Here is a 20,415-nt window from a genome sequence, read left to right on the forward strand (position 1 = left end):
CGCGTCACCGTAGGGAGGAGTAAGGCCCGCGTGAAGAATCAGCGGCTCAACAGCCTCGCGAGACGACGAACGGTTGACGAACGGTCGCGCGGCCTGGCCGAACGGGGTTCGTCCAAGTGCAGGCGGAGCATCGCGGACGTCGCCCAGAGCGGGGGCCGGCCGCGCAGGGAGACCAACGCCATTACGCCGAACGCCAGCGGTACCGACCAGGGTGCCGGTTGCTGCACCAGGATCGCCACCCAGCCGTGCAGCTGCGGGCCGGCGAGGGCGAACAGGATCGAGCCGGACGACGCGAGCAGCCCGGTCAGCACGCCGGCGATGCCGCCCGCCGCGGTCAGCCGCGGCCACCAGATGCCGAGCACGAGCAGCGGGCAGAACGTCGACGCGGCGACGGTGAAGCCCCACGTGACGAGCACCCCGGCGTCCAGCTCGGCCGAGCGCAGGGCCAGCAGCACCATCACGCCGGCGACGCCGAACACGGCGAACCGCAGCCGGCGCAGCCCGCCCGGCACGAGGTCGTGGGCGAGCGCCCCGGACATCACCAGCAGCAGCCCGAGCGACGTCGCCAGGAACGCGGCGAACGCGCCCGCGGTCAGCAACGCCGTGAAGAACCCGCCGGCCCAGCCACTGTCCACTTGGTACGGCAGGGCGACGACGACGGTGTCGGTCGCGCCGGAGAGGTACAGCCCGGGGACCAGGACGCGGCCGAGGACGCCGTAGATGCCGGGGAAGAGGTAGAAGATCCCCAGCAGGGCCACGGTGATCGCGGCGGTGCGGCGCGCGGCGCGGCCGTCCGGGCTGGTGTGGAAGCGCATGAGCACGTGCGGCAGGCCCATCGTGCCGAGCATGGTCGCGATGAGCACGGACCACGTGCCCAGCAGCGGGTAACCCTGGTCGCCGAGGTCGAGCAGCGGGCGCCGCCAGTCCGGGCCGCCCAGCGGCGCGCCGCCGCGGACCGCGGGCACCGCTGTGCCTTCGCCGAACACGACGACGTCCTGGCTGTGCGCGGTGAACTCGCCCGGCGGCAAGGTTTCCGCGACGCCGTTGCGCTCGGCGGCGGTCGGTTCGCGGATCACCATGGTGACGTCGACCTCGAACTTCACCGGCGTCTCGCGGGTGAAGTGGGTGAACTCGACGGGGTTCAGCGCGTCGGCCCGGTTCACCGCGCCCGCCTGCAGCACCAGCCAGATGGCCGGGATCAGGAACAGCAGCAGCTTGAGCACGAACTGGAACGCCTGGACGTACGTCGCCGCGCGCATCCCGCCCAAAGCGAGCGTGACGCTGACCGCGGCGCCGGCCAGCACGACGCCGACCCAGTACGGCGTGCCGCCCACCGCCGTCAGCACGAGACCGGCGGTGCGGAACTGCGGGACGACGTAGATCGTGCCGATCACCAGCACCACCACCGCGGCGAGGCGGCGCAGGGCGGGGGAGTTGAGCCGGGCCTCGGCGAAGTCGGGCACGGTCAGCGCGCCCGAGCGCCGCATCGGCGCGGCGACCAGCACGAGCATCGCGATGTAGCCGGCGGTGAAGCCGACCGGGTACCAGAGCGCGCCGATGCCGTCCTTGACGACGAGCCCGGCGACGCCGAGGAACGACGCCGCCGACAGGTACTCACCCGACACCGCGGCCGAGTTGACCAGCGGTGAGATCCGCCGGGACGCCACCAGGAAGTCCGACGTCGTGCGCATCGCGGCGACCCCGCGGACGCCGATCAGCAGCGTCATGAGCACGACCGGTGCGACGGCGAGCGCGACGCCCACTACTCGTCCTCGATGCGCTCGGCGCGACGCAGCTGCCAGCGCGCCAGCAGCGCCATCGACGGATACGGCAGGACCGCGATCATCAGCCAGGACAGCGGGATCCCCAGCAGCCGCACCGAATCCAGGCCGGGGAAGATCGCGAACACGCCCGGCAGGCCCAGCAGCAACGCGAACATCAGCACCAGCGCGGGCAGGCCGTGCCGGCGTTGCGCGCGGTACAGCGCGGTCGCGCGCTGGGTCTCCGCCGGTGGCAAGCGCGGGACCCGCCAGCGGCCGCGTGAGCGACGGCGGGCGTGGGCGAGGCGCGTCTGCGGGCTGGTCACGGCCACCCGCCGGATCCTGCTCATCGCGCGCCCGGCCCGAGCCGGCCGCGCTGGGCGGCTTCGAGCAGCCTGTCCCGCAGGTCGCGGGCGTGCCGCCGGCTGACCGGGACGTCGCCCGCCTCGGTGTGCGCGAGCAGCCCGCCCGCGCTGTCGCTGCGCAGCTCCAGCACCGCGCCGACGGCGAGCAGGAACCCGCGGTGCACCCGGCTGAACCCGGTGCCCTCCCAGTACTCCTCGAGCCGCGAGATCGGCATCCGCACCAGGTGCACGCCGCCGCGCGTGTGCAGCCGGACGTAGTCGCCGTGCGCCTCCACGAACAGGACGTCGTCGCGGCGGACGTAGCGGGTGCGGCCGCCGGACTCCACCGGCAGTGCGGCCATCGCGTCCGGCGTCGAGCGCGAAGACGGCGTCGCCATCCGGCCGACCTTCGCCAGCGCGGCGGCCAGCCGTTCGGCCCGGACCGGCTTGAGCAGATAGTCGACCGCGCCGATGCCGTACGCGGTGACGGCGTGGCCGTCGTGCGCCGTGACGAACACGATCACCGGCGGCTCGCTCAGCTTCGCCAGCAGCGACGCCAGTTCGAGCCCGTCGAGACCGGGCATCGAGATGTCGAGGAACACCGCGTCGAACCGGTCGGCCTGAAGCAGCTTCAACGCCTTCAGCGCGTCACTCGCGCCGACGACTTCGCCGACTTCGGGCGCTTCGCGCAGCATCCGGCAGAGTTCGTCCAACGCGGGCGGCAGGTCGTCGACGGCGAGCACGCGCAGGCTCGTCACGGCAGCACCCCCGGCTGGAACAGCGGCACCCGGACGATCACCCGGGTGCCCGCCCCGACCTCGGTTTCCACGGTGAGGCCGTACCAGGCGCCGTAGACGTCCCGCAGCCGTCTGTCCACATTGGCCAATCCAAGACCGGCCGGGTCGTCCTCGCCGACGCGCCCGGCGAGCAGGTCCGCGGCCCGCTTCGGATCCATGCCGACCCCGTCGTCCTCGACGAAGATCACGCAGTCGTTCCCTTCCGCCTGGCCGTGCACCTGGACCAGCCCGGCCTCGGGGCGCGGCTCGATGCCGTGCCGGATCGCGTTCTCCACCAACGGTTCCAGCACGAGGTACGGGACGGCGACGGCGAGGATCTCCGGCGCGACCCGCACCTGGACGCGCAGCCGCTCGCCCAGCACCGCCCGCTGCAGCGCCAGGTACGTCTCGATCGCGCGGAACTCCTCGGCGACCACGGTGTACTCGCCGTGCCGGGCCAGGCTGTAGCGCGTGTAGTCGGCGAAGTCGAGCATCAGATCGCGCGCGCGGTCGGGATCCGAGCGCACCAGCGACGCGATGACGGTGAGCGCGTTGTAGACGAAGTGCGGCGACATCTCGGCCCGCAGTGCGCGCAGCTCGGCCTGCGCGGCCTGTTCGGCGGACGCTTCGAGCCGGCCGCGTTCCAGCGCCCGGATGACGAGGTCCGCGGCCTGGCCGGCGACGGAGTCCCGGACGTCGCCGACGACCAGCAGCGCCCCGGCGAGCTCGTCGTGGGCGTGCAGCGGCAGCACGAGGACGTCGTCGGCGGAGCCCGGTTCCTCGCTGTGCAGGACGCCGTCCAGCACCGTCGCGACGACGTCGTCCGGACCGGGACGGCCCGACCAGAGCAGCACGCCGGACAGGTCGGTGAGGCCGACGCCGGGGAAGCCGAACAGCCGCCGCAGGCCGTGCGCGGCGCGGCGGGCGCGGGTGCCGGAGAGGCCGTCGCGCAGGTCGTCGGTGATCCGGCGGGCCGCGGCGAGCACCGGCAGCGGATCGGCACGGGACGCCGCCCGCAGGTGCAGCGCGGTCATCGGGCTCCCCTCGGCGACGGTGTCCAGGGCAGTAGATCCTACGGTGCGGTCCGTCGGCTAGAGGCTCTCGTCCTGGTCGGCGAGCACCTTGGCGTGCCGCCGGAAGCGGCGCCACGTGCTGTATTCGCCGCTCGCGGGGGCCGGTACCTCGGCCAGGCGGCTCGGGAAGGGCCGGTCCGGCAGCGAGATCCAGCCCGTCGTGCGCGTCTCCTTCACCGCCACCCGCACCGGGCGGAACGTCGTCGGGTCGAGGTCGTCGCTGTGCCGGACGACCTCCTCGTAGAACCAGGCCGACGTGATCAGCGCGAGCACGCCCCGCGACGTCCGGAGGGCCTTCTTCAACGGAGGCGCCTCCAGGAGCCGGAACGAGTGGTTGATCGCCGGCGCCGTGACGCCGTTGTCGTCGTAGGCGACCTCGCCTGCGTGCAGCGCCATCCGGAGCCGGATCCGCGCCTCGGCGTGGTGGGTCCGGTTGTGGCGGTGCAGCGCCACGGCGAGCGCGTTGGGCAGGTACTCGACGAACGGCCCCTTGGGGATCTCCGGCGGGGCCAGAACGAAGACGCCGTCGCCGCAGTCCTCGGTCCGGCAGCCCGCCCACGGGACACCGGCGTCGTCGAAGGCCCGGCGCAGCGCCCGGTAGAGGCCCTCGCGCAGGGCCAAGCGGTGCGGCGTGGTCCGGCGCGGGTCGCCGTACCCCTCCACGTCCACCGCGAAGATCGTCCGGTGCACAGCCGGCCGTTCGTAGTTCATCGCACCCCTCCCGGCGACACATGCATGTGCTGATGCATGTGCAGCCAGTGTGACGGAAGTCGGCCGTCCGGGGGAATGGGTCATGCGGTGAACGGTTCCCCCACCACGGTGACCGGCAGGGAGGGAAAGCCCAGCTCAGAGGCCCTGTGAGTGGTGCGCACACCTCTCACGGGGCCTCTGACGGACCGGAAGGGATCAGCAGCTTTGCTTGTAGAAGTACTGAGAGTTGGCGTCCATGTCGTCCTTGGTGATCGAGTGCAGCTGCGCGGTCAGGTTCCGCGTCACCGGCTTGCCCTCGAGCGCCGCGACGGCCTGGTCGACCCCCTGCGTGCCGATCGACGCCGGGTCCTGGGCGATCAGGGCCTGGTACTGGCCGCTCTTGAGGCCCTCGACCTCGGACGGGCTGGCGTCGAAGCCGATCAGGTTGACCGCGCCGACCTTGCCGGAGTTGCGGAGGCCGGTCGCCGCGCCTTCACCGGTGTTGAGGTTGGTCGCGAAGACGCCGATCAGGTCCGGGTTGGCGGCCAGCGCGGCCGTCACCTTGGACGCGGCCTGGTCGGGCTCGTTCTGGGTGAACTGGACGCCGATGGACTTCAGGGCCGGCGTGTTCTTCAGCTCCTCTTCGAAGCCCTTGACGCGGGCGGCCGTCGTCGACGTCCCGGCGATCGTGTCGAGCACCAGCACCGAACCGCTCTTGCCGGCGGCCAGCTTGACCATGGTCTGCGCGGCGAGCTTGCCGCCCGCGGCGTTGTCCGATGAGACGGACGACTCGGCCACGCTGGTGTCCTTGAGCGAGGTGTCGACCTCGACGATCTTCGTGCCGCGCGCCTTGACCTGCTGGATCGGCGCGAGCATCGCCGTGTCGTCGGTCGGCGCGATGAGCAGCGCGGCCGGCGGGTTGGCGCCGAGCGCGTTGACGAGCTGGGTCTGCAGGGGCGCGTCGAACTTCTGGGGCGCCTGCGTGGTCAGCTCGTAGCCGAGCTTCTTGGCTTCGGCCTGCGCGCCGCACTGCAGCGAGATGTAGAACGGCTCGGCCTGCACGCCCGGGATCAGCGCCAGCTTCTTGGCGTTGGCCGAGTTGGCCTGGCTGCTGCCCCCGCCGGTGTCGCCCACCGTGCCGGAACCGCACGCGGTGAGCAGCGCGGCGGCGGACGCCAGCGCCCCGGCCGCGACGAGCGTCTTGGTCAAGTTCATCGGAAGCACCTCTTTGTACTCGGGGGAACTCGGGAGTCTCGGGAGCGGGGTCAGCGGGAGTTGCGCTGGCGGCGGCGCCGCTGGTCGAACCAGACGGCCGCGATCAGCACGGCGCCGACCGCGATCATCTGCCAGAAGTCCGGGACGCCGGTGATGTTGAAGCCCTTCTTCAGGACCGCCGGGATGAACACACCGATCACGGTGCCGAGCACCGAGCCGACGCCGCCGAAGAGGCTCGTCCCGCCCATCACCGTCGCCGCGATGGCGTTGAGGTTGTCGCTGGTGTGCCCGGTGATGGTGGTCGAGTTGTAGTAGGCCAGCGACAGGAACCCGGCGAGCCCGGCCAGCACGCCGGTCAGCGTGTAGACCTTCATCAGGTGCGCGGTGACGCCGATGCCCGCGCGCCGCGCGCCTTCGGCGTTGGAGCCGATGGCGAAGGTGTAGCGGCCGAACTTCGTGGTGTGCAGCAGCCACGCGCCGATCAGCGTGATCACCACGGCGATCAGCACCAGGTTCGGCACGACGCCGAACGACGTGCCGTAGCCGAGCTGCTTGTTGAGCACCACCGGGACCGTGCGCACGTCGCTGCCGTTGTTGATGAGCAGGGACGCGCCGAGTGCCGCGCCCATCGTGCCGAGGGTGACGATCAGCGGCGGGATGCCCGCGACCGCGATGAGGAAGCCGTTGACCAGGCCCCACACCGTCCCGGCCAGGATGGCGACGACCAGCCCGACGACGATCACGCCCCAGCCCGCGCCGCCGGCGTCACCGCCGGACATGGCTTCCATCGTCTTGCCGCCGACCATGCCCGCGAAGATGAGCACCGAGCCCACCGACAGGTCGATGCCCGAGGTGATGATCACGAACGTCATGCCGACCGAGAGCACCAGCAGCACGGCCGTCTCGATGAGCAGCAGCTGGAAGTTGTACACCGTCGGGAACGCGTCCGGCGCGAGCACGCTGAACACGATGATCAGCGCCACCAGCACCAGCGCGATCCAGAAGGTGTTGGCACCGACGAGGCGCTTCCCCAAGGGGCGCTTGCCGAAGCCTTCCTCCACAGTGGACTGGATTTCCGGGGCCGGGGCGCTCACGCCGCCTCCTCCTGCACGAGGGCGCCGGTCATCGCGGCGACGAGGTCTTCCAGCTTGGTGTCGGACCCGGTGAACCGGGCCACCCGCTTGCCGAGCCGGAGCACCTCGACGCGGTCGGCGACCGACAGCACCTCGGGCATGTTGTGGCTGATCAGCACGACGGCGATGCCCTTGTCGCGCACCTTCTTGATGACGTCGAGCACGCGCTCGCGCTGCACGACACCCAGCGCGGCCGTCGGCTCGTCCATGAACACGACCTTCGACGCCCAGACGACCGACCGCGCCACCGCGACGCTCTGGCGCTGCCCGCCGGACAGCGAGCCGATCGGGACGTCGGTGCTCTGCAGCGTCACGCCGAGCCGCTGGAACTCCTCGATCGCCCGGCGGCGCATCTCGGCCTTGTCCAGCATGCCGAGCTTGCCGAGGATCCCCTTGCGGTGGATTTCCCGGCCCAGGAACAGGTTCGCGGCCGGATCCAGCTCGGGAGCGACGGCCAGGTCCTGGTAGACGGTCTCGATGCCGAGGCGCCGGGCCGTCGTGGGGGAGTCGAAGTGCGCCTCCGCGCCGTCCAGGAGGATCTTCCCCGACGTCGGCTGCTCCGCGCCGGAGAGGCACTTGACCAGGGTGGACTTGCCGGCGCCGTTGTCGCCGATCAGCGCCGTCACCTCGCCCGCGCGGGCCTGGAACGACGCCCCGCGCAGCGCCTCGACCGACCCGTAGTGCTTGGTCAGGTCGACCGCGTCCAGCAGGATTTCGCTCATCCGGTCCGCCCTTCGAGGGCCGGCGGGCGGCAGCGGATCACCGTCGCGGTGCCGGCCAGCTCGGTCTGGCCCGCGTCGAACGGGACCACGTAGGTGTCGCCCTTCGCCAGCGCGTGCTCGCCGCCGTGCTCGGTGCGCAGGGTGCCCGCGCCGTCGAGGACGACCAGCACCGCGAACGACGGGTCGAGTGACAACGTTGTCACTTCGGTCGTGCGAAGCTGTTCCGCTTGGAAGAACCGCTCCGATCCGGCGGCCAGCAGATCGACGGTGGCCGCGGTGTCGCCCGCGGTCCGCTTGATGATGGTCTCGAGGCGCTCGGCGTCCCAGCCGGACGTGTCCAGCGCCTGGATCGCGGTGTCGAAGCCGAGGCCGAGGTGGCCCTTCTCCGGCGAAGCGAGGAAGTCACGCCACTCGATGGTCAGCGAGAAGTCCGTCGGCTGCTGCAGCTCGACGACGAACACGCCCTCGCCGATCGCGTGCGGCAGGCCGGAGGGGATGTAGACGGTGTCGCCCGCGGTCACCGGGACGCTGTTCAGCGCCCCCAGCATCGACGGCACGTCCTGCTCCCGCGTCCACTCGGACACGGTGTCCTTCGTGAGCGTCTCCTTGAAGCCGGGGTAGACGCGCGGGTCGTCGCCGTAGGTGCCGACCACGATCCACGCCTCGGTCTTGCCGAAGTGCGAGTCGAAGTGCTGCTTCGCGAACGCGTCGGACGGGTGGAAGTGCACCGGCAGCCGCTGGCCCGCGTCGAGCAGCTTGACCAGCAGCCCGGTCGACGTCCCGAGCACCTCGACGTGCTTGGCGCCGAGCCACGCCGGGGCGTCGGCCTCGACGGCGTCGCGCAGCCAGGCGCCGTTCGGGAGCCGGGTCAGGCCGTTGGTCTCCTGGCCGAACATGGTGCTGACCGAGGCGACCCAGTCCTCCGGGCCGAACTTCTTGTCGGGCGAGGCGCCGCGCAACGCCGCGATGGCGTCGCCCCCGCGGTAGAACTGCGGCGGCTGGTTGGCCGGAAGCCGGATCGGTTCGAGGGTCACGGGGCGACCTCACCGGAACCACGGGCGACGAGATGCACGGGCAGGACGACCTTTCTCGGCGGGGACTGATCTCCTTGGACACGGGCGAAGAGCAGCTCGGCCGCGGCGTGGCCCAGTGCGCTGACGTCGTGCGCGATCACGGTGACGGGCGGGTCGAGCAGGTCCGCCAGCTCGAAGTCGTCGAAGCCGACCATCGCCGGGCGGTACTCGGCGTGGGCCAGGGCCCGCAGCAGGTGGACGGCGACCCGGTTGTTGCCCGCGATCACCGCGGTGGCGGCGTCGGGCCCGTGCAGCAGCCGCTTGACGGCGTCGCCGACGCCCTCCTGGGTCGGCGTGCGCATGGAGACCAGCGACTCGTCGTAGGAGATCCCGTTGCGCACGCAGCCTTCGCGGAACCCGCGCAGGCGCTCGGCCGCGGTGAAGATGTCCGGGCTGTCGCCGAGGAACGCGATCCGCCGGTGGCCGTGCTTCGCCAGGTGCGTGACGGCTTCGATGGTGCCGCCGAGGTTGTCGACGAGCACGGTGTCGGCGACGATGTCGCCCGCCGGGCGGTCGATGAACACCACGGGCGTGCCCGCGCGCATCTCCGGCACCAGGTACCCGTGCTGCAGGCCGGCCGGGACGACGAGGATGCCGTCCACCCGCCGCGCGCAGAACTCCAGCACGAGCTCGCGCTCGCGGTCGGAGTTCTCCTCGGACGAGCCGGTGAGCACCTGCCGGCCGAACGACGTCGCGATGCGTTCCACCGCGCGGTTCAGCTCGGAGTAGAAGGGGTTGCCGACGTCCTCGACGATCAGCCCGATGGTCCCGGTGGTCGACCCGCGGCGCAGGTTGCGCGCGCCGAGGTTGCGCCGGAAACCCAGCTGCTCGATGGCCGCCATGACCCGCTCGGCGGTGTCCGGGTGCACCGCCGGTTCGTCGTTGACCACGCGCGAGACGGTCTTGATGGACACGCCCGCCAGCCTGGCCACATCGCTCATCGTGGCCCGGCGGCTCGCGGTGCGCGTGCTGCCGTCCCGGTCCCGGCCGGGTGGAGACAACGTTGTCATAGTGCACGGGATTGAACGCCAAGGTCCCGGTGCTTGTCAACGCCTTGGGCGCGGATTGTGCCGATTCGACTACGGAAGTTGTAGGTCAGACGGCTGATCAGCTTGTCCGGAAGTGGACAGGTGTTGACAGCACCCTTGACTGTCTCGTGAGCCGCTGCCCAAGGTGGCCCGGTTCGACCGAGCGCGCGACAAGGTTGTCATTCACCCTCTGGTCGCGCTGATGTGGTGGAGAGGCGATGGCGATGGCGCGAGCGCGCTGGAGAGCCGGTTTAACCTTCCTGAGCTTGGCAGTAGTGGCCGCGGTGGCCCCCGCGATGCCCGTTGCCGCGGCTCAGGCGACTGATTTCGCGAAGTGGGTCAACCCGTTCGTCGGCACCCGGCCCGGCGGCGAGGACCACGGCACCGGTGGCGGTGCCGGCAACACGTTCCCCGGTGCGGTCGCGCCGTTCGGCATGGTCCAGTGGAGCCCGGACACGGTGAAGTCCCAGCCCGGCGGGTACTTCTACGACGACAACGCCCTGAACGGCTTCAGCCTGACGCACCTTTCGGGCGCGGGCTGCTCGACCTACCAGGACATCCCGTTCATCCCGTTCGTCGGCGAGGTCTCGACGTCCCCGGCGACCGACCCCGCGCACTACACGTCGAAGTTCTCGCACGCCAACGAACACGCGACGGCGGGCGCCTACGACGTCACCCTCGACAGCGGCGCGAAGGTCGAGCTGAGCGCGACCCAGCGCACCGGCTCGGCGCGGCTGACCTACCCGGCCGGCGCGTCCTCGACGCTGCTGGTGAACACGTCCGGCTCGGTCAACGGCACCGACGACGCGTCGATCACCCTCGGCAAGGACACCATCAGCGGGTGGGCGACGAGCGGCCGCTTCTGCGGTGCGCAGAACAGCTACCGCGTCTACTTCTCGGCCAAGTTCGACACGCCGTTCGAGTCGATCGGCACCTGGAAGAACGGCGCCGTGACGCCGGGCAAGTCCGCCGAAACCGGTGGCGCCAAGGCGAAGGTCGCGCAGCCCAACGGCGTCGACGCCTCGATCGCGCGTCCGGCCAAGGCCAAGCAGCAGGACACCACCGTGTCCGGCCCGGGCAGCGGCGGGTACGTCACCTTCGCCAACCTCAACGGCGCGCAGGTGAACGTCCAGGTCGGACTGTCCTTTGTGTCCGTCGACGGCGCGAAGGCCAACCTCAAGGCCGAGAACACGAAGAAGTCGTTCGACACCGTGGCCGCGTCCGCGCGCAAGGCGTGGAACGACCAGCTCGGCAAGATCGCCGTCACCGGTGGCTCGGACGCCGACCTGACGACGTTCTACACCTCGCTGTACCACTCGCTGATCCAGCCGAACGTCTTCTCCGACGTGGACGGCCAGTACCCGGGCTTCGACGGGCGGATCCACAAGGCCGACAAGGGCCACGCGATGTACACGAACTTCTCCGGCTGGGACATCTACCGCTCGGAGGCCCCCCTCCTGGCGACGATCGACCCGAAGGAGACCTCGGACATCGTCCGGTCGATGATGGCCTACGCCGAGCAGGGCGGGTCGTGGGACCGCTGGACGGTGGCCAACGACTACACCGGCGTGATGAACGGCGACCCGTACCACATCATCGTGTCCAGCGCGTACGCGTTCGGCGCGCGTGACTTCGACGCCCAGAAGGCGTTGCTGCTCATGATCAAGGGCGCCACCCAGCCGACGCAGGGTTACACCGAGCGGCCGGGCCTCGACGACTACCAGAAGCTCGGTTACGTGCCGGGCGCCGGCGCGGACACGCTCGAGTACACCAGCGCCGACTTCTCCATCGCCGAGTTCGCGAAGCGGCTCGGGGACAGCGCGACGTACACGACGTTCATGAAGCGCGCGCAGAACTGGCAGAACCTCTACAACCCGGGCACCGGTCACCTGCAGCCGCGCAACGCGGACGGCTCGTTCGCCGGCACCTACGACCCCGCCAGCTCGCAGGGCTGGGTCGAGGGCAACGGCGCGCAGTACGAGTGGATGGTGCCCTACGACCTCGGCGGCGTCGTGACGGCGTTCGGCGGCCCGGCGGCGACGCAGTCCCGGTTGGACACCTTCTTCACGAAGCTGAACGCGGGCACGCAGGAGCCGTACGCCTTCATGGGCAACGAGCCGAACTCCAACGCGCCGTACGTCTACTCCTACACCGGCGCCCCGGCCAAGACCCAGGCGATCGTGCACCGCTCGATGGACGAGCTGTACAACCCGCGTCCCGAGGGCCTGATCGGCAACGACGACCTCGGCCAGATGTCGGCCTGGTACGTCTGGTCCGCGCTCGGCATCTACCCGGAGATCCCGGGCCGCGCCGAGACGCTGCTCGTCACCCCGCGCTTCGAGCACGCCGTGCTCACCACCGGCGCGGGCAAGAAGATCACCGTCAACGCGCCGGGCACCGGCGACTACGTGGGCAGCCTGAAGGTCAACGGCGGCGCGTCGTCGAAGGCGTGGCTGCCGGAGGCGCTCATCTCCAGCGGTGGCACGCTCGACTACACCCGCTCCGCCACGGCCACCTCGTGGGGCAGCGCCGCGGCCGACGCGCCGCCGTCGTTCCGCGAGCAGGAGAAGCCGAGCCTGTCCTTTGTGGACCCGTCGCGCGCGGTGACGCCGGCGGGCTCGACGTCGAAGGCGTCGGTCGGCGTCCAGGACCTCTCCGGCACGGCCCGGACCTGGACCTACACCGCGGGCAGCGTCGACGGGATCACGCTGACGCCGGCGACGGGCAGCATCGCCGTCCCGGCGGGCGGCAAGGCGCACGCCGACCTGACGGTCTCGGTGCCGGCGGGGCTGGCCGACGGTGCGCGTCGCATCCCGGTGACGTTCTCGGCGCCGGGTGTGGCTTCGACGCAAGCGGTGCTCACGGTGCTGGTCGCGCAGCCGAACAGCTGGCTGGCCACGGTCGACAACGCGGGCATCTCGCCGGACTCCGACTCGTCGGCGGCCAACTTCGACGGCGGCGGCTGGAGCTACTCGGCCGACGCGCTGGCCGCGGCCGGCGCCACCCCGGGTGGCACGGTGACCAGTGACGGCATCAAGTTCACCTGGCCGTCGTTCCCGGCCGGCGACCCCGACAACGCGGTCGCGAACGGTCAGACGGTCAACGTCACCGGCACGGGCACCCGGCTCGCGCTGCTCGGCGCCGGCTCGAACGGCAACGCGCAGGGCACGCTGACCATCACCTACACCGATGGCAGCAAGTCGACCGCCACGATCGGGACGTCCGACTGGACGCTCGGCGGTGGCGGCGCGCAGCCGTCGTTCGGCAACCGGATCGTGCTGTCCACGCCGTACCGCAACGCTTCGGGCACTGACCCGCAGCAGATCCGCACGATGGTGTTCGGCACGAACCCGATCACCCTCGACGCGGGCAAGACGGTGGCCAGCGTGACGCTGCCGTCGAACGTCAGCGGCGGCGTGCTGCACGTCTTCGCCATCGCCGTCGGTTAGCAGTTGTGGTCCGTGAAGGCCTCCTTACCGGCTCTTATGGCCGGGAAGGAGGCCTTCACGGCTTTTCGTCGTTTCAGGGAGGAAGCTCGATGAGGAGCAAGGTCCTGGCGGGCGCGTTGACGCTCGCCGTCGTGGCGACGGGGGTGAGTCCCGCGGTCGCCTCGGCCTCCGGCGGGGACGCCCTCGACGCCGTCAACACGTTCATCGGCACGCAGGACGAGGGCAACACGTTCCCCGGCGCGTCGGCGCCGTTCGGGATGACGCAGGTCAGCCCCATCACCTCGCACTACGCCGGCTACCGCTACACCGACACCGCGATCCGCGGCTTCGGCCACTTCTTCCTGTCCGGCGCGGGCTGCTGGGAGCAGGGCGGCCTCGTCTCGACGCTGCCCACGACCGGCGAGATCGGGCCGGGCAAGGCGTTCGACACGACGAAGGCCGCGACCTTCGACCAGACGAAGTACGCGGCGCCGTTCACCCACGACGGCGAGGTCGGCAAGCCCGGCTACTACAAGGTCCACCTGACCGGCTACGGCGGCGTCGACGTCGAGACGACGGCGGCGACCCGGGCCGGCGTCGAGCGGTACACCTTCACGAAACCGGGTGACGCCAACGTCTTCGTCAACGTCGGGCAGGCCAACGACAAGGAGCCGGTGACCGGCAGCAGCGTCCGGGTCGTGGACGACCGGACCGTCGAAGGCGCGGTCGAGTCGCAGGCGTTCTGCGGCGGCAAGTCCTACACGACGTACTTCACGACGAAGTTCGACAAGCCGTTCAAGGCGTCCGGCACGTGGTCGCCGACCGGCGGCACGCCCGGCTCGCGCGAGTCGAGTGGCGGCGCGGGCCTGCGCGGCGCGTGGCTGACCTTCGGCGGCGGTGGCCAGGTCACCGCGACGACCGCGATCTCCCAGGTGGACGCGCAGGGCGCGCGGGTCAACCTGGCCGCCGAGCACATCCCGTCGTTCGACGCGGCGAAGGCCGACGCGCAACGCACCTGGCGACGGGAACTGTCCAGTGTGGACATCAAGGGCGGCACGCCCGACGACCGGACGGTGTTCTACACCTCGCTCTACCACACGCTCCTGCAGCCGCTGACCGCCAACGACGCGGACGGCCGCTACTACGGCTTCGACAAGAAGGTCCACCGCGCGATCGGCTGGACGTACTACGACTTCTTCTCGCTGTGGGACACCTACCGCACGCAGAACCAGCTACTGGCGCTGCTGCGGCCGGACCGCGCGAAGGACATCGCCAAGAGCATCCTCGCCATCCACGACCAGGGCGGCTGGCTGCCGCGGTGGGCGTACGCCAGCCAGGAGACGAACACGATGACCGGTGACCCGGTCACGCCGTTCCTGGTGGACCTTTGGCGGTTCGGCGCGCTGTCGGGCAACGAAATGCGCGCCTACCAGGCGTTGCTGCAGAACTCGACGCAGATCCCGCCCGCGTCGTCGCCGTTCCAGGGCCGCTCGGGCAACGCGAGCTACCAGCAGGACGGGTTCGTCCAGTACGACCCGGACTTCCCCAAGAAGGGGCAGGACACCGACCCGAACCACGGCGCGTCGGCCACCCTCGAGTACGCGCTCGGCGACTGCTCGCTGTCGGTCATGGCGGCGGCGCTCGGGAAGAAGTCCGACGCGGCGGCGCTGTCGGAGCAGGCCCGGACCTACCGGACGCTCTGGGACGCGTCGCAGACCGACCGCGGCTTCACCGGCTTCTTCCGGCCGAAGGTCGCGGGCGGCGACTGGTTCACCCCCGCCACCGGGCCGTACAGCCCGCAGAGCCAGGACGGCTTCCACGAGGGCACGGCCTGGCAGTACCAGTGGCTGGTCCAGCAGGACGTCCCCGGCCTGGTCCAGCGGATGGGCGGCCCGGCGGCGACCGGGAAGCGGCTGGACGACTTCTTCGCCTACGACGAGCTGGTGAAGGACCCGGCGGCGGCCGTGCGCGAGAACTGGGTCGTCGGGCCGTACGACTACTACGACCAGTTCCGCTACAACCCGAACAACGAGCCCGACCTGCACTCGCCGTGGATGTACGCGCTCACCGGGCAGCCGGCGAAGACGTCCGGGGTCGTGCGGGCCGCGCACACGCTGTTCACGAACGCGCCCAACGGCGTCACCGGCAACGACGACCTCGGCACCATGTCGGCCTGGTACGTCTTCAGCGCGCTCGGGCTCTACCCCGCCGTCCCAGGGACTGGGAACTTCGTGCTCAACGCGCCGCGGTTCGAGCGGTCCGTGCTGCACCTGCAGAGTGGCCGCGACGTCACGATCAAGGCACCCGGCGCGGACGGCTCGAAGCTGCAGTACGTCTCGGGCCTCGAGGTCGGCTCGAAGCGGTCCGACAAGGTGTACGTCGGTCTCGAGCAGCTGAAGAGCGGCACGACGCTGGACTTCGGCCTGACCACCGACGCCGCGAAGGCGACGTGGGGGACTTCGCCGTCCTCAGCACCGATTTCTCCGTGTTCTGACTAGATAGCACCGCTCGCGAACGTGGTCCGGACCACAATGGACAGGGGTCCGGGCCACGTTCGTGAGCAGGGTCACGGGCCCCGGTGTTCCGGTGAGCGCCGTCACGCCTCACACTGGGTACCAGCACGTCCGACAACGCCGTTGACGTCCGGGGCAGTCCGCCTTGGACGGTGTGTCGGGCGTTTTTCGTGTGTCAGGACCAAAGTGGTGAGACCCCACAGGAGGAAGCAGTGTCCAGCAAGGCCGCTCTAGTGTTCCGCGTGGCCGCAGTCGCCGAAGCCCTTTCCTGGGCCGCGCTGCTTGTCGGGATGTTCCTCAAGTACGTCGTGCACTCCTCCGGCGAGGGCGGCGTGCCCGTCATCGGCATGGTGCACGGCGTGATCTTCGTCCTGTACGTGGTCGTCTCCCTGTCCGTGGCGAAGCCGCTCGGCTGGCGCCCCAAAACCCTGGTCCTCGCGCTGCTCGCGAGCATCCCGCCGCTGTTCACCTGGCTGTTCGAGAAGTGGGCGCTGCGCAACGGCAAGCTCGACGGCCCGCAGCGGCTGACCCACGGCGGTGTCGGCCTGTTCCAGGTGCGCGAGCCCGTCGCCGCTTGATCCCAGTACGTGAGAAAGGCCCACGTCTTCGGACGCGGGCCTTTCTTCGTGTGCGGGCGGCTACTCGGTGAAGTCCCCGGTGGCGCGGCGGACCTTCGTCAGCAGGTCGGTCAGCTGCTCGGTCTGGCGTTCGGTCAGCCCGTTGAGCCCGAAGTCGATCTCGGTGACCGCCGCGGTCGCGGTCTCGCGGCGCTTGCGGCCCTCGGCGGTGATCTCCACCAGCGTCGTGCGGCGGTCGGTCGGGTGCGCGACGCGCTTCACGAGCCCGTCGCGCTCCAGCCGGTCGACTATGTTGGTGACACTGGTGGGGTGCAGCTGGAGCCGCTCGCCCATCACCCGCATCGGCAGGCTGGCGCTGCGGGCGAAGGTGAGCAGCACCAGCGCTTCGTACCGGGCGAAGGTCAGGCCGTGCGGCTTGAGCGCGCCGTCCACCGCGGACTGGATGATCTGCTGGACCCGCATCACGCCGGTGACCGCGGCCATGGTGCCGGAGGGCCCGATCCGGGCCTCCCAAAGCTGTGCCGCGCGGGCGATCGGGTCGAACGGCAGCGGACGGTTCATGACACGCGAAGTTACCAGCGGGTACCGGCGCGTGTCGCCCGACCGGCGGAAAGAGCACCGAAGAAGGGACTTCCGAGCATGATCGTCGCGTTCAGTGTCAGCCCGTCCGGTGGGGAGCCGGACGGCGGAGTCAGCGAGGCCGTCGCCCGCGCGGTGAAGGTGGTCCGCGAGTCCGGGCTGCCCAACTCGACCAACGCCATGTTCACCAACGTCGAGGGCGAGTGGGACGAGGTGATGGACGTCGTCAAGCGCGCGGTCGAGGCCGCGGGGGCGGGCTCGGCCCGCGTCGGGCTCGTCCTGAAGGCCGACATCCGCCCCGGCTTCGCCGACCAGCTCGAGGCCAAGGTGGACCGGATCGAAGCCCACCTCCGCGACAGCTCGTGAGTGTTTAGGGCGGTTCTAACCGCCCTAAACACTCACGACGGGCTTACGGGAGCGGCGGGGTGAAGGCGACCGTCCAGCGGCCGTCGTCGGTCGTCACCGTCAGCGGGTAGCTGAACGGGCGGCCGTCGGCGAGGACGCCGTCGACCGTGGCGCGGGTCGGGGCCCGCTCGTCGGGGGCCAGGCGGACCGTGACGCTGTGGACGCCGTTGCCGGCCAGCACCTCGACGTAGTCCTTGGCGAAGTCGTCCGCGCCGGAGCCGGGGTAGTCGAGCAGGCCGGCGAGGGCGTCCGGATCGTGGGCGGCGAGTGCGGTGGCCAGGCGGTCGCGCAGCTCGGCGGGGGTGGCCGCGCCCGGGTCCGGTTCGTGCACGATCAGCAGCGTCACCGCGCCGATCCAGAGGACGGCGGCGGCGATCGAAAGCCCCACTTTGACGTCCCGCCGGATGTGCACGCGGCCGAGCCTGCCCCAGCCACGCCGTCCTGCCAAGCGGACGTGCCGGGCACCCGGTGAAACACTCCGGCGCGCGTGCCAGGATGGAACCGTGACACAACCACGCGGATCTGCAGCGAAGTCAGCGGCCCTGTCCGCCGCCCTGTCCGGCGCGGTCGACCTGTCCGCGCTCAAGGCCCGTGCCGAAACGGCGCGCCGGCCGCCGGCCCCGCCCGCGAGCGGCCCCGGCCCGGAGGGTGACGCACCCCCGCCGGCCCCGTCGTCCGGGGCCGTGATCGATGTCACCGAGGCGACGTTCCAGACCGAGGTCGTGGAGCGGTCCCTGCACCAGCTGGTGATCGTCGACCTGTGGGCCGAGTGGTGCGGCCCGTGCAAGCAGCTGTCCCCGGTGCTGGAGCGGCTGGCCGGCGAGTCCGGCGGCGCCTGGATCGTCGCGAAGGTCGACGTCGACGCCAACCCGCGGATCGCGCAGCTGTTCGGCGCGCAGTCGATCCCGACGATCGTCGCCATCGGCGGCGGCCAGCCGGTCGACGCGTTCTCCGGCGCGCTGCCCGAGCCCGAGATCCGCAAGTGGATCAACGCGCTGCTCGACGCCCTGCGCGACAAGCTGCCGGCGATCCGCGAGGCGGAGGCCAACGGCGGCGGCCCGGTCGAGGAGCCGGAGGACCCGCGCTTCACCGAGGCGGAGGAGGCCTTCGAGCGGGGCGACTTCGCCGCCGCGCAGGCCGCCTACGAGCGCATCCTCGACGTCGAACCGGCCAACGAGCTGGCGAAGAACGCGCTGGCCCAGGTCAAGTTCACGGCGCGAGCGGAGGCCGCGGACCCGGACGCCCGCACGAAGGCCGACGCCGACCCGGCGGACCTGGACGCCCAGCTCGCGGCGGCCGACCTGGACATCGCGGAGAACGACGTCGAGGCGAGCTTCAAGCGCCTGATCGACGTGGTCCGCCGCACCGCGGGCGACGACCGCAACAAGGCGCGCGAGCACCTGGTGGCGCTGTTCGACCTCTTCGACCCGGCCGACGACCGGGTCATGAAGGCCCGCCGCGACCTGGCGAGCGCCCTCTTCTGAGCCCGGAAAGCCGTGAAGGCCTCCTTACCGGCCATAAGAGCCGGTAAGGAGGCCTTCACGGCTTTTGCCGCTTGGAACCTCAGCCGTACTGCTTCGAGCAGACCGAAGAGCCTTCGAGATACCCGCGACGCAGCGACTCGACCCGGTCGAAACCGCTGTCCGGGCGCTTGCCGTTGACGTCCGCCGAGACCAGGCTCTCCGGCTGCAGCAGGTCCGCGATCGCCTCGTCGAGGTCACCCGCCGACAGCCGCAGGTCGCCCGGGCGGTTCGTGAACGCCGCCCACGCTCCCACCAGGCACGATGTGCGCAGGCCCGCGTTCGGGTTGTCGATCGACGCTCCCACGCCCTTCTGGATGCCCAACGCGTACCGGGACGCGACCTCGGAGAACGCCGCGAAGTCACCCATGCCGCCCGGGTCCTCGCCCTTCATCTCGGCCTCGCGGTCGATCGGCTGGGCCAGCTCGGCCAGCTTCGCCAGGTCGATGCTCACGGAGTTGTCGTCCGGGCAGTAGGACGCCGGGGCCGTCGTGTTGCAGCTGCCGCCGTCGTTGATCTCCGGCGCGGCCACGCCGGCGCCCTTGAAGGCCTCGTCGAGGCTCTTCTTCAGCAGCTCGACGGCCTGGTCGTTGAACTTCGCGTCGCCCTTGCCAGTGTCGCCCTTGTCGAACGGGCGCTCGGTGAGCCGGGCCTTGACGTTGTCGGTGTTCATCGCCGCGCACTCCTTCGGGCCCTTCTCGAACCCGGCCTGGAACGCGAACGTGCGGTCGAACGCGGTGCCGTGCGCGCCGCGGTCGGCGGCACTGGTGCCCGCCTGGTCGCGGATCAGGAACATCGACGCCATCACCTGGTTCAGGCCTTCGGACGTCGACACCTGGTAGTACTTGCTCTTGTCCTCGGCGACCCAGCGGAAGTAGCCGCCGGCGAAGCAGTCGGCCTGCTGCTCCTTCACCACGGTCGGGGTGCTCTTGGTGATCCCGGCCTTGTCGCCGAGCCGGTACTGGACGGCGTGGCCGAACTCGTGCGCGAGCACGACGACGACCGACATCGGGCCGAACCGCTTGCGCAGCATCGGCAGCAGCACGCCACGGTCCCACGCCACCGAGTCGTCGGTCGGGCAGTAGAACGCGTTCACGAGCTTCTTGACGCTGCCGCAGCCGGTTTCCTCGGTGTCGGTGTTCGCGTCGTAGGACAGCAGCGACTTCACCGGCTCGAACTGGACGCCGAAGTCCGACGGGAGCATCTCGCCCCAGTACGTCTGGACGTCGTCGATCGCGGCGGTGGCGAGCTTGTCGTCCTCGCCGCCGTCGGCGTTGCGGACGTCGAGGCTCGGGGTCGGCGCGCCGGACTTGAGGCCGCTCTCGAAGTGCGTCACCGGCAGCCCGGCGACCGAGCCCGCGCCGGTGTCCTTGACCGGCCCGCTCCCGGAGCCGCTCTTGCTGTTGCACCCGCTCACGGCGACCGCCGCGATCGCGAGCAACGCGACCAGCGCGCGCCGTCCTCCCCCTGAGGTCATCTTCACTCGCTCCACTCCCAGCCTGCCCGTACCCGACGGGCAGGACCATACCCAGGGCTTACGGGGCGTGTGCGCGTAATCCCCGAAGTACTCCCCGAGCA

The 20,415-nt window shown here is 70.8% G+C and carries 18 protein-coding genes; 5 read left to right on the plus strand and 13 right to left on the minus strand.

Features of this window, described 5'->3' with window-relative positions; genetic code table 11:
- Positions 1-38: 38 nt before the first annotated feature.
- The 10 genes from OG439_RS46975 to OG439_RS47020 form a co-directional block, all read right to left on the minus strand.
- Complete coding sequence (locus tag OG439_RS46975; protein ID WP_326946794.1) at positions 39-1,763, minus strand: sodium/solute symporter; 1,725 nt, start codon at positions 1,761-1,763, stop codon at positions 39-41.
- Positions 1,763-2,110 carry a hypothetical protein gene (locus tag OG439_RS46980; protein ID WP_247061711.1) on the minus strand — a complete coding sequence of 116 codons (348 nt, stop codon included), beginning with the start codon at positions 2,108-2,110 and terminating at the stop codon, positions 1,763-1,765. The genes OG439_RS46975 and OG439_RS46980 overlap by 1 nt, the downstream gene beginning before the upstream one ends.
- Positions 2,107-2,862 (minus strand): LytR/AlgR family response regulator transcription factor, encoded by a 756-nt coding sequence (locus OG439_RS46985; protein ID WP_326946795.1) that lies wholly within the window; start codon positions 2,860-2,862, stop codon positions 2,107-2,109. Before OG439_RS46985 ends, OG439_RS46980 begins: the two co-directional genes overlap by 4 nt.
- The gene (locus OG439_RS46990; RefSeq protein ID WP_326946796.1) at positions 2,859-3,914 is read right to left on the minus strand and encodes a sensor histidine kinase; all 1,056 of its coding nucleotides are present in this window, start codon (positions 3,912-3,914) and stop codon (positions 2,859-2,861) included. The genes OG439_RS46985 and OG439_RS46990 overlap by 4 nt, the downstream gene beginning before the upstream one ends.
- 57 nt (positions 3,915-3,971) lie before the next feature.
- The gene (locus tag OG439_RS46995) at positions 3,972-4,664 is read right to left on the minus strand and encodes a hypothetical protein (protein ID WP_326946797.1); all 693 of its coding nucleotides are present in this window, start codon (positions 4,662-4,664) and stop codon (positions 3,972-3,974) included.
- A 195-nt stretch (positions 4,665-4,859) separates the two neighbouring features.
- The gene (locus OG439_RS47000; protein ID WP_326946798.1) at positions 4,860-5,858 is read right to left on the minus strand and encodes an ABC transporter substrate-binding protein; all 999 of its coding nucleotides are present in this window, start codon (positions 5,856-5,858) and stop codon (positions 4,860-4,862) included.
- A 50-nt stretch (positions 5,859-5,908) separates the two neighbouring features.
- Positions 5,909-6,952, minus strand: coding sequence for an ABC transporter permease (locus OG439_RS47005; RefSeq protein WP_247061721.1), 1,044 nt, complete (start codon positions 6,950-6,952; stop codon positions 5,909-5,911).
- Positions 6,949-7,713, minus strand: a complete 765-nt coding sequence (locus tag OG439_RS47010; RefSeq protein WP_326946799.1) for an ATP-binding cassette domain-containing protein — start codon at positions 7,711-7,713, stop codon at positions 6,949-6,951. Before OG439_RS47010 ends, OG439_RS47005 begins: the two co-directional genes overlap by 4 nt.
- The gene (locus OG439_RS47015) at positions 7,710-8,747 is read right to left on the minus strand and encodes a class I mannose-6-phosphate isomerase (protein WP_326946800.1); all 1,038 of its coding nucleotides are present in this window, start codon (positions 8,745-8,747) and stop codon (positions 7,710-7,712) included. Before OG439_RS47015 ends, OG439_RS47010 begins: the two co-directional genes overlap by 4 nt.
- Positions 8,744-9,727, minus strand: a complete 984-nt coding sequence (locus tag OG439_RS47020; protein ID WP_247064021.1) for a LacI family DNA-binding transcriptional regulator — start codon at positions 9,725-9,727, stop codon at positions 8,744-8,746. Before OG439_RS47020 ends, OG439_RS47015 begins: the two co-directional genes overlap by 4 nt.
- A 305-nt stretch (positions 9,728-10,032) precedes the next feature.
- On the opposite strand from OG439_RS47020, the gene OG439_RS47025 reads away from it, so the two are divergent.
- The 3 genes from OG439_RS47025 (at position 10,033) to OG439_RS47035 (ending at position 16,333) form a co-directional block, all read left to right on the plus strand.
- The gene (locus tag OG439_RS47025; protein WP_326946802.1) at positions 10,033-13,263 is read left to right on the plus strand and encodes a GH92 family glycosyl hydrolase; all 3,231 of its coding nucleotides are present in this window, start codon (positions 10,033-10,035) and stop codon (positions 13,261-13,263) included.
- 89 nt (positions 13,264-13,352) lie between these two features.
- Positions 13,353-15,740, plus strand: a complete 2,388-nt coding sequence (locus OG439_RS47030; protein ID WP_326946803.1) for a GH92 family glycosyl hydrolase — start codon at positions 13,353-13,355, stop codon at positions 15,738-15,740.
- Between the two features lie 227 nt (positions 15,741-15,967).
- Positions 15,968-16,333, plus strand: coding sequence for a DUF3817 domain-containing protein (locus OG439_RS47035; RefSeq protein ID WP_247061728.1), 366 nt, complete (start codon positions 15,968-15,970; stop codon positions 16,331-16,333).
- 60 nt (positions 16,334-16,393) lie between these two features.
- On the opposite strand, the gene OG439_RS47040 is transcribed toward OG439_RS47035, so the two are convergent.
- On the minus strand, positions 16,394-16,894 hold the full coding sequence (locus OG439_RS47040; protein WP_247061729.1) for a MarR family winged helix-turn-helix transcriptional regulator: 501 nt from the start codon (positions 16,892-16,894) through the stop codon (positions 16,394-16,396).
- 78 nt (positions 16,895-16,972) lie between these two features.
- Between OG439_RS47040 and OG439_RS47045 the strand changes: the two genes are divergently transcribed.
- Positions 16,973-17,278, plus strand: coding sequence for a thiamine-binding protein (locus tag OG439_RS47045; protein ID WP_326946804.1), 306 nt, complete (start codon positions 16,973-16,975; stop codon positions 17,276-17,278).
- A 43-nt stretch (positions 17,279-17,321) separates the two neighbouring features.
- On the opposite strand, the gene OG439_RS47050 is transcribed toward OG439_RS47045, so the two are convergent.
- Positions 17,322-17,729: a hypothetical protein gene (locus OG439_RS47050; RefSeq protein WP_326946805.1), complete on the minus strand. Its 408-nt coding sequence runs from the start codon at positions 17,727-17,729 to the stop codon at positions 17,322-17,324.
- A gap of 91 nt (positions 17,730-17,820) precedes the next feature.
- Here OG439_RS47050 and OG439_RS47055 point away from each other — a divergent pair, with 91 nt between their 5' ends.
- Positions 17,821-18,801 (plus strand): tetratricopeptide repeat protein, encoded by a 981-nt coding sequence (locus OG439_RS47055; RefSeq protein WP_326946806.1) that lies wholly within the window; start codon positions 17,821-17,823, stop codon positions 18,799-18,801.
- 79 nt (positions 18,802-18,880) lie between these two features.
- Here the strand turns inward: OG439_RS47055 and OG439_RS47060 are convergent, their stop codons facing one another.
- Positions 18,881-20,314, minus strand: a complete 1,434-nt coding sequence (locus OG439_RS47060; RefSeq protein WP_326946807.1) for a neutral zinc metallopeptidase — start codon at positions 20,312-20,314, stop codon at positions 18,881-18,883.
- Between the last annotated feature and the right edge of the window lie 101 nt (positions 20,315-20,415).

The sequence above is a fragment of the Amycolatopsis sp. NBC_01307 genome (genome assembly GCF_035975215.1).
In the GTDB taxonomy this organism is placed as follows: Bacteria; Actinomycetota; Actinomycetes; order Mycobacteriales; family Pseudonocardiaceae; genus Amycolatopsis.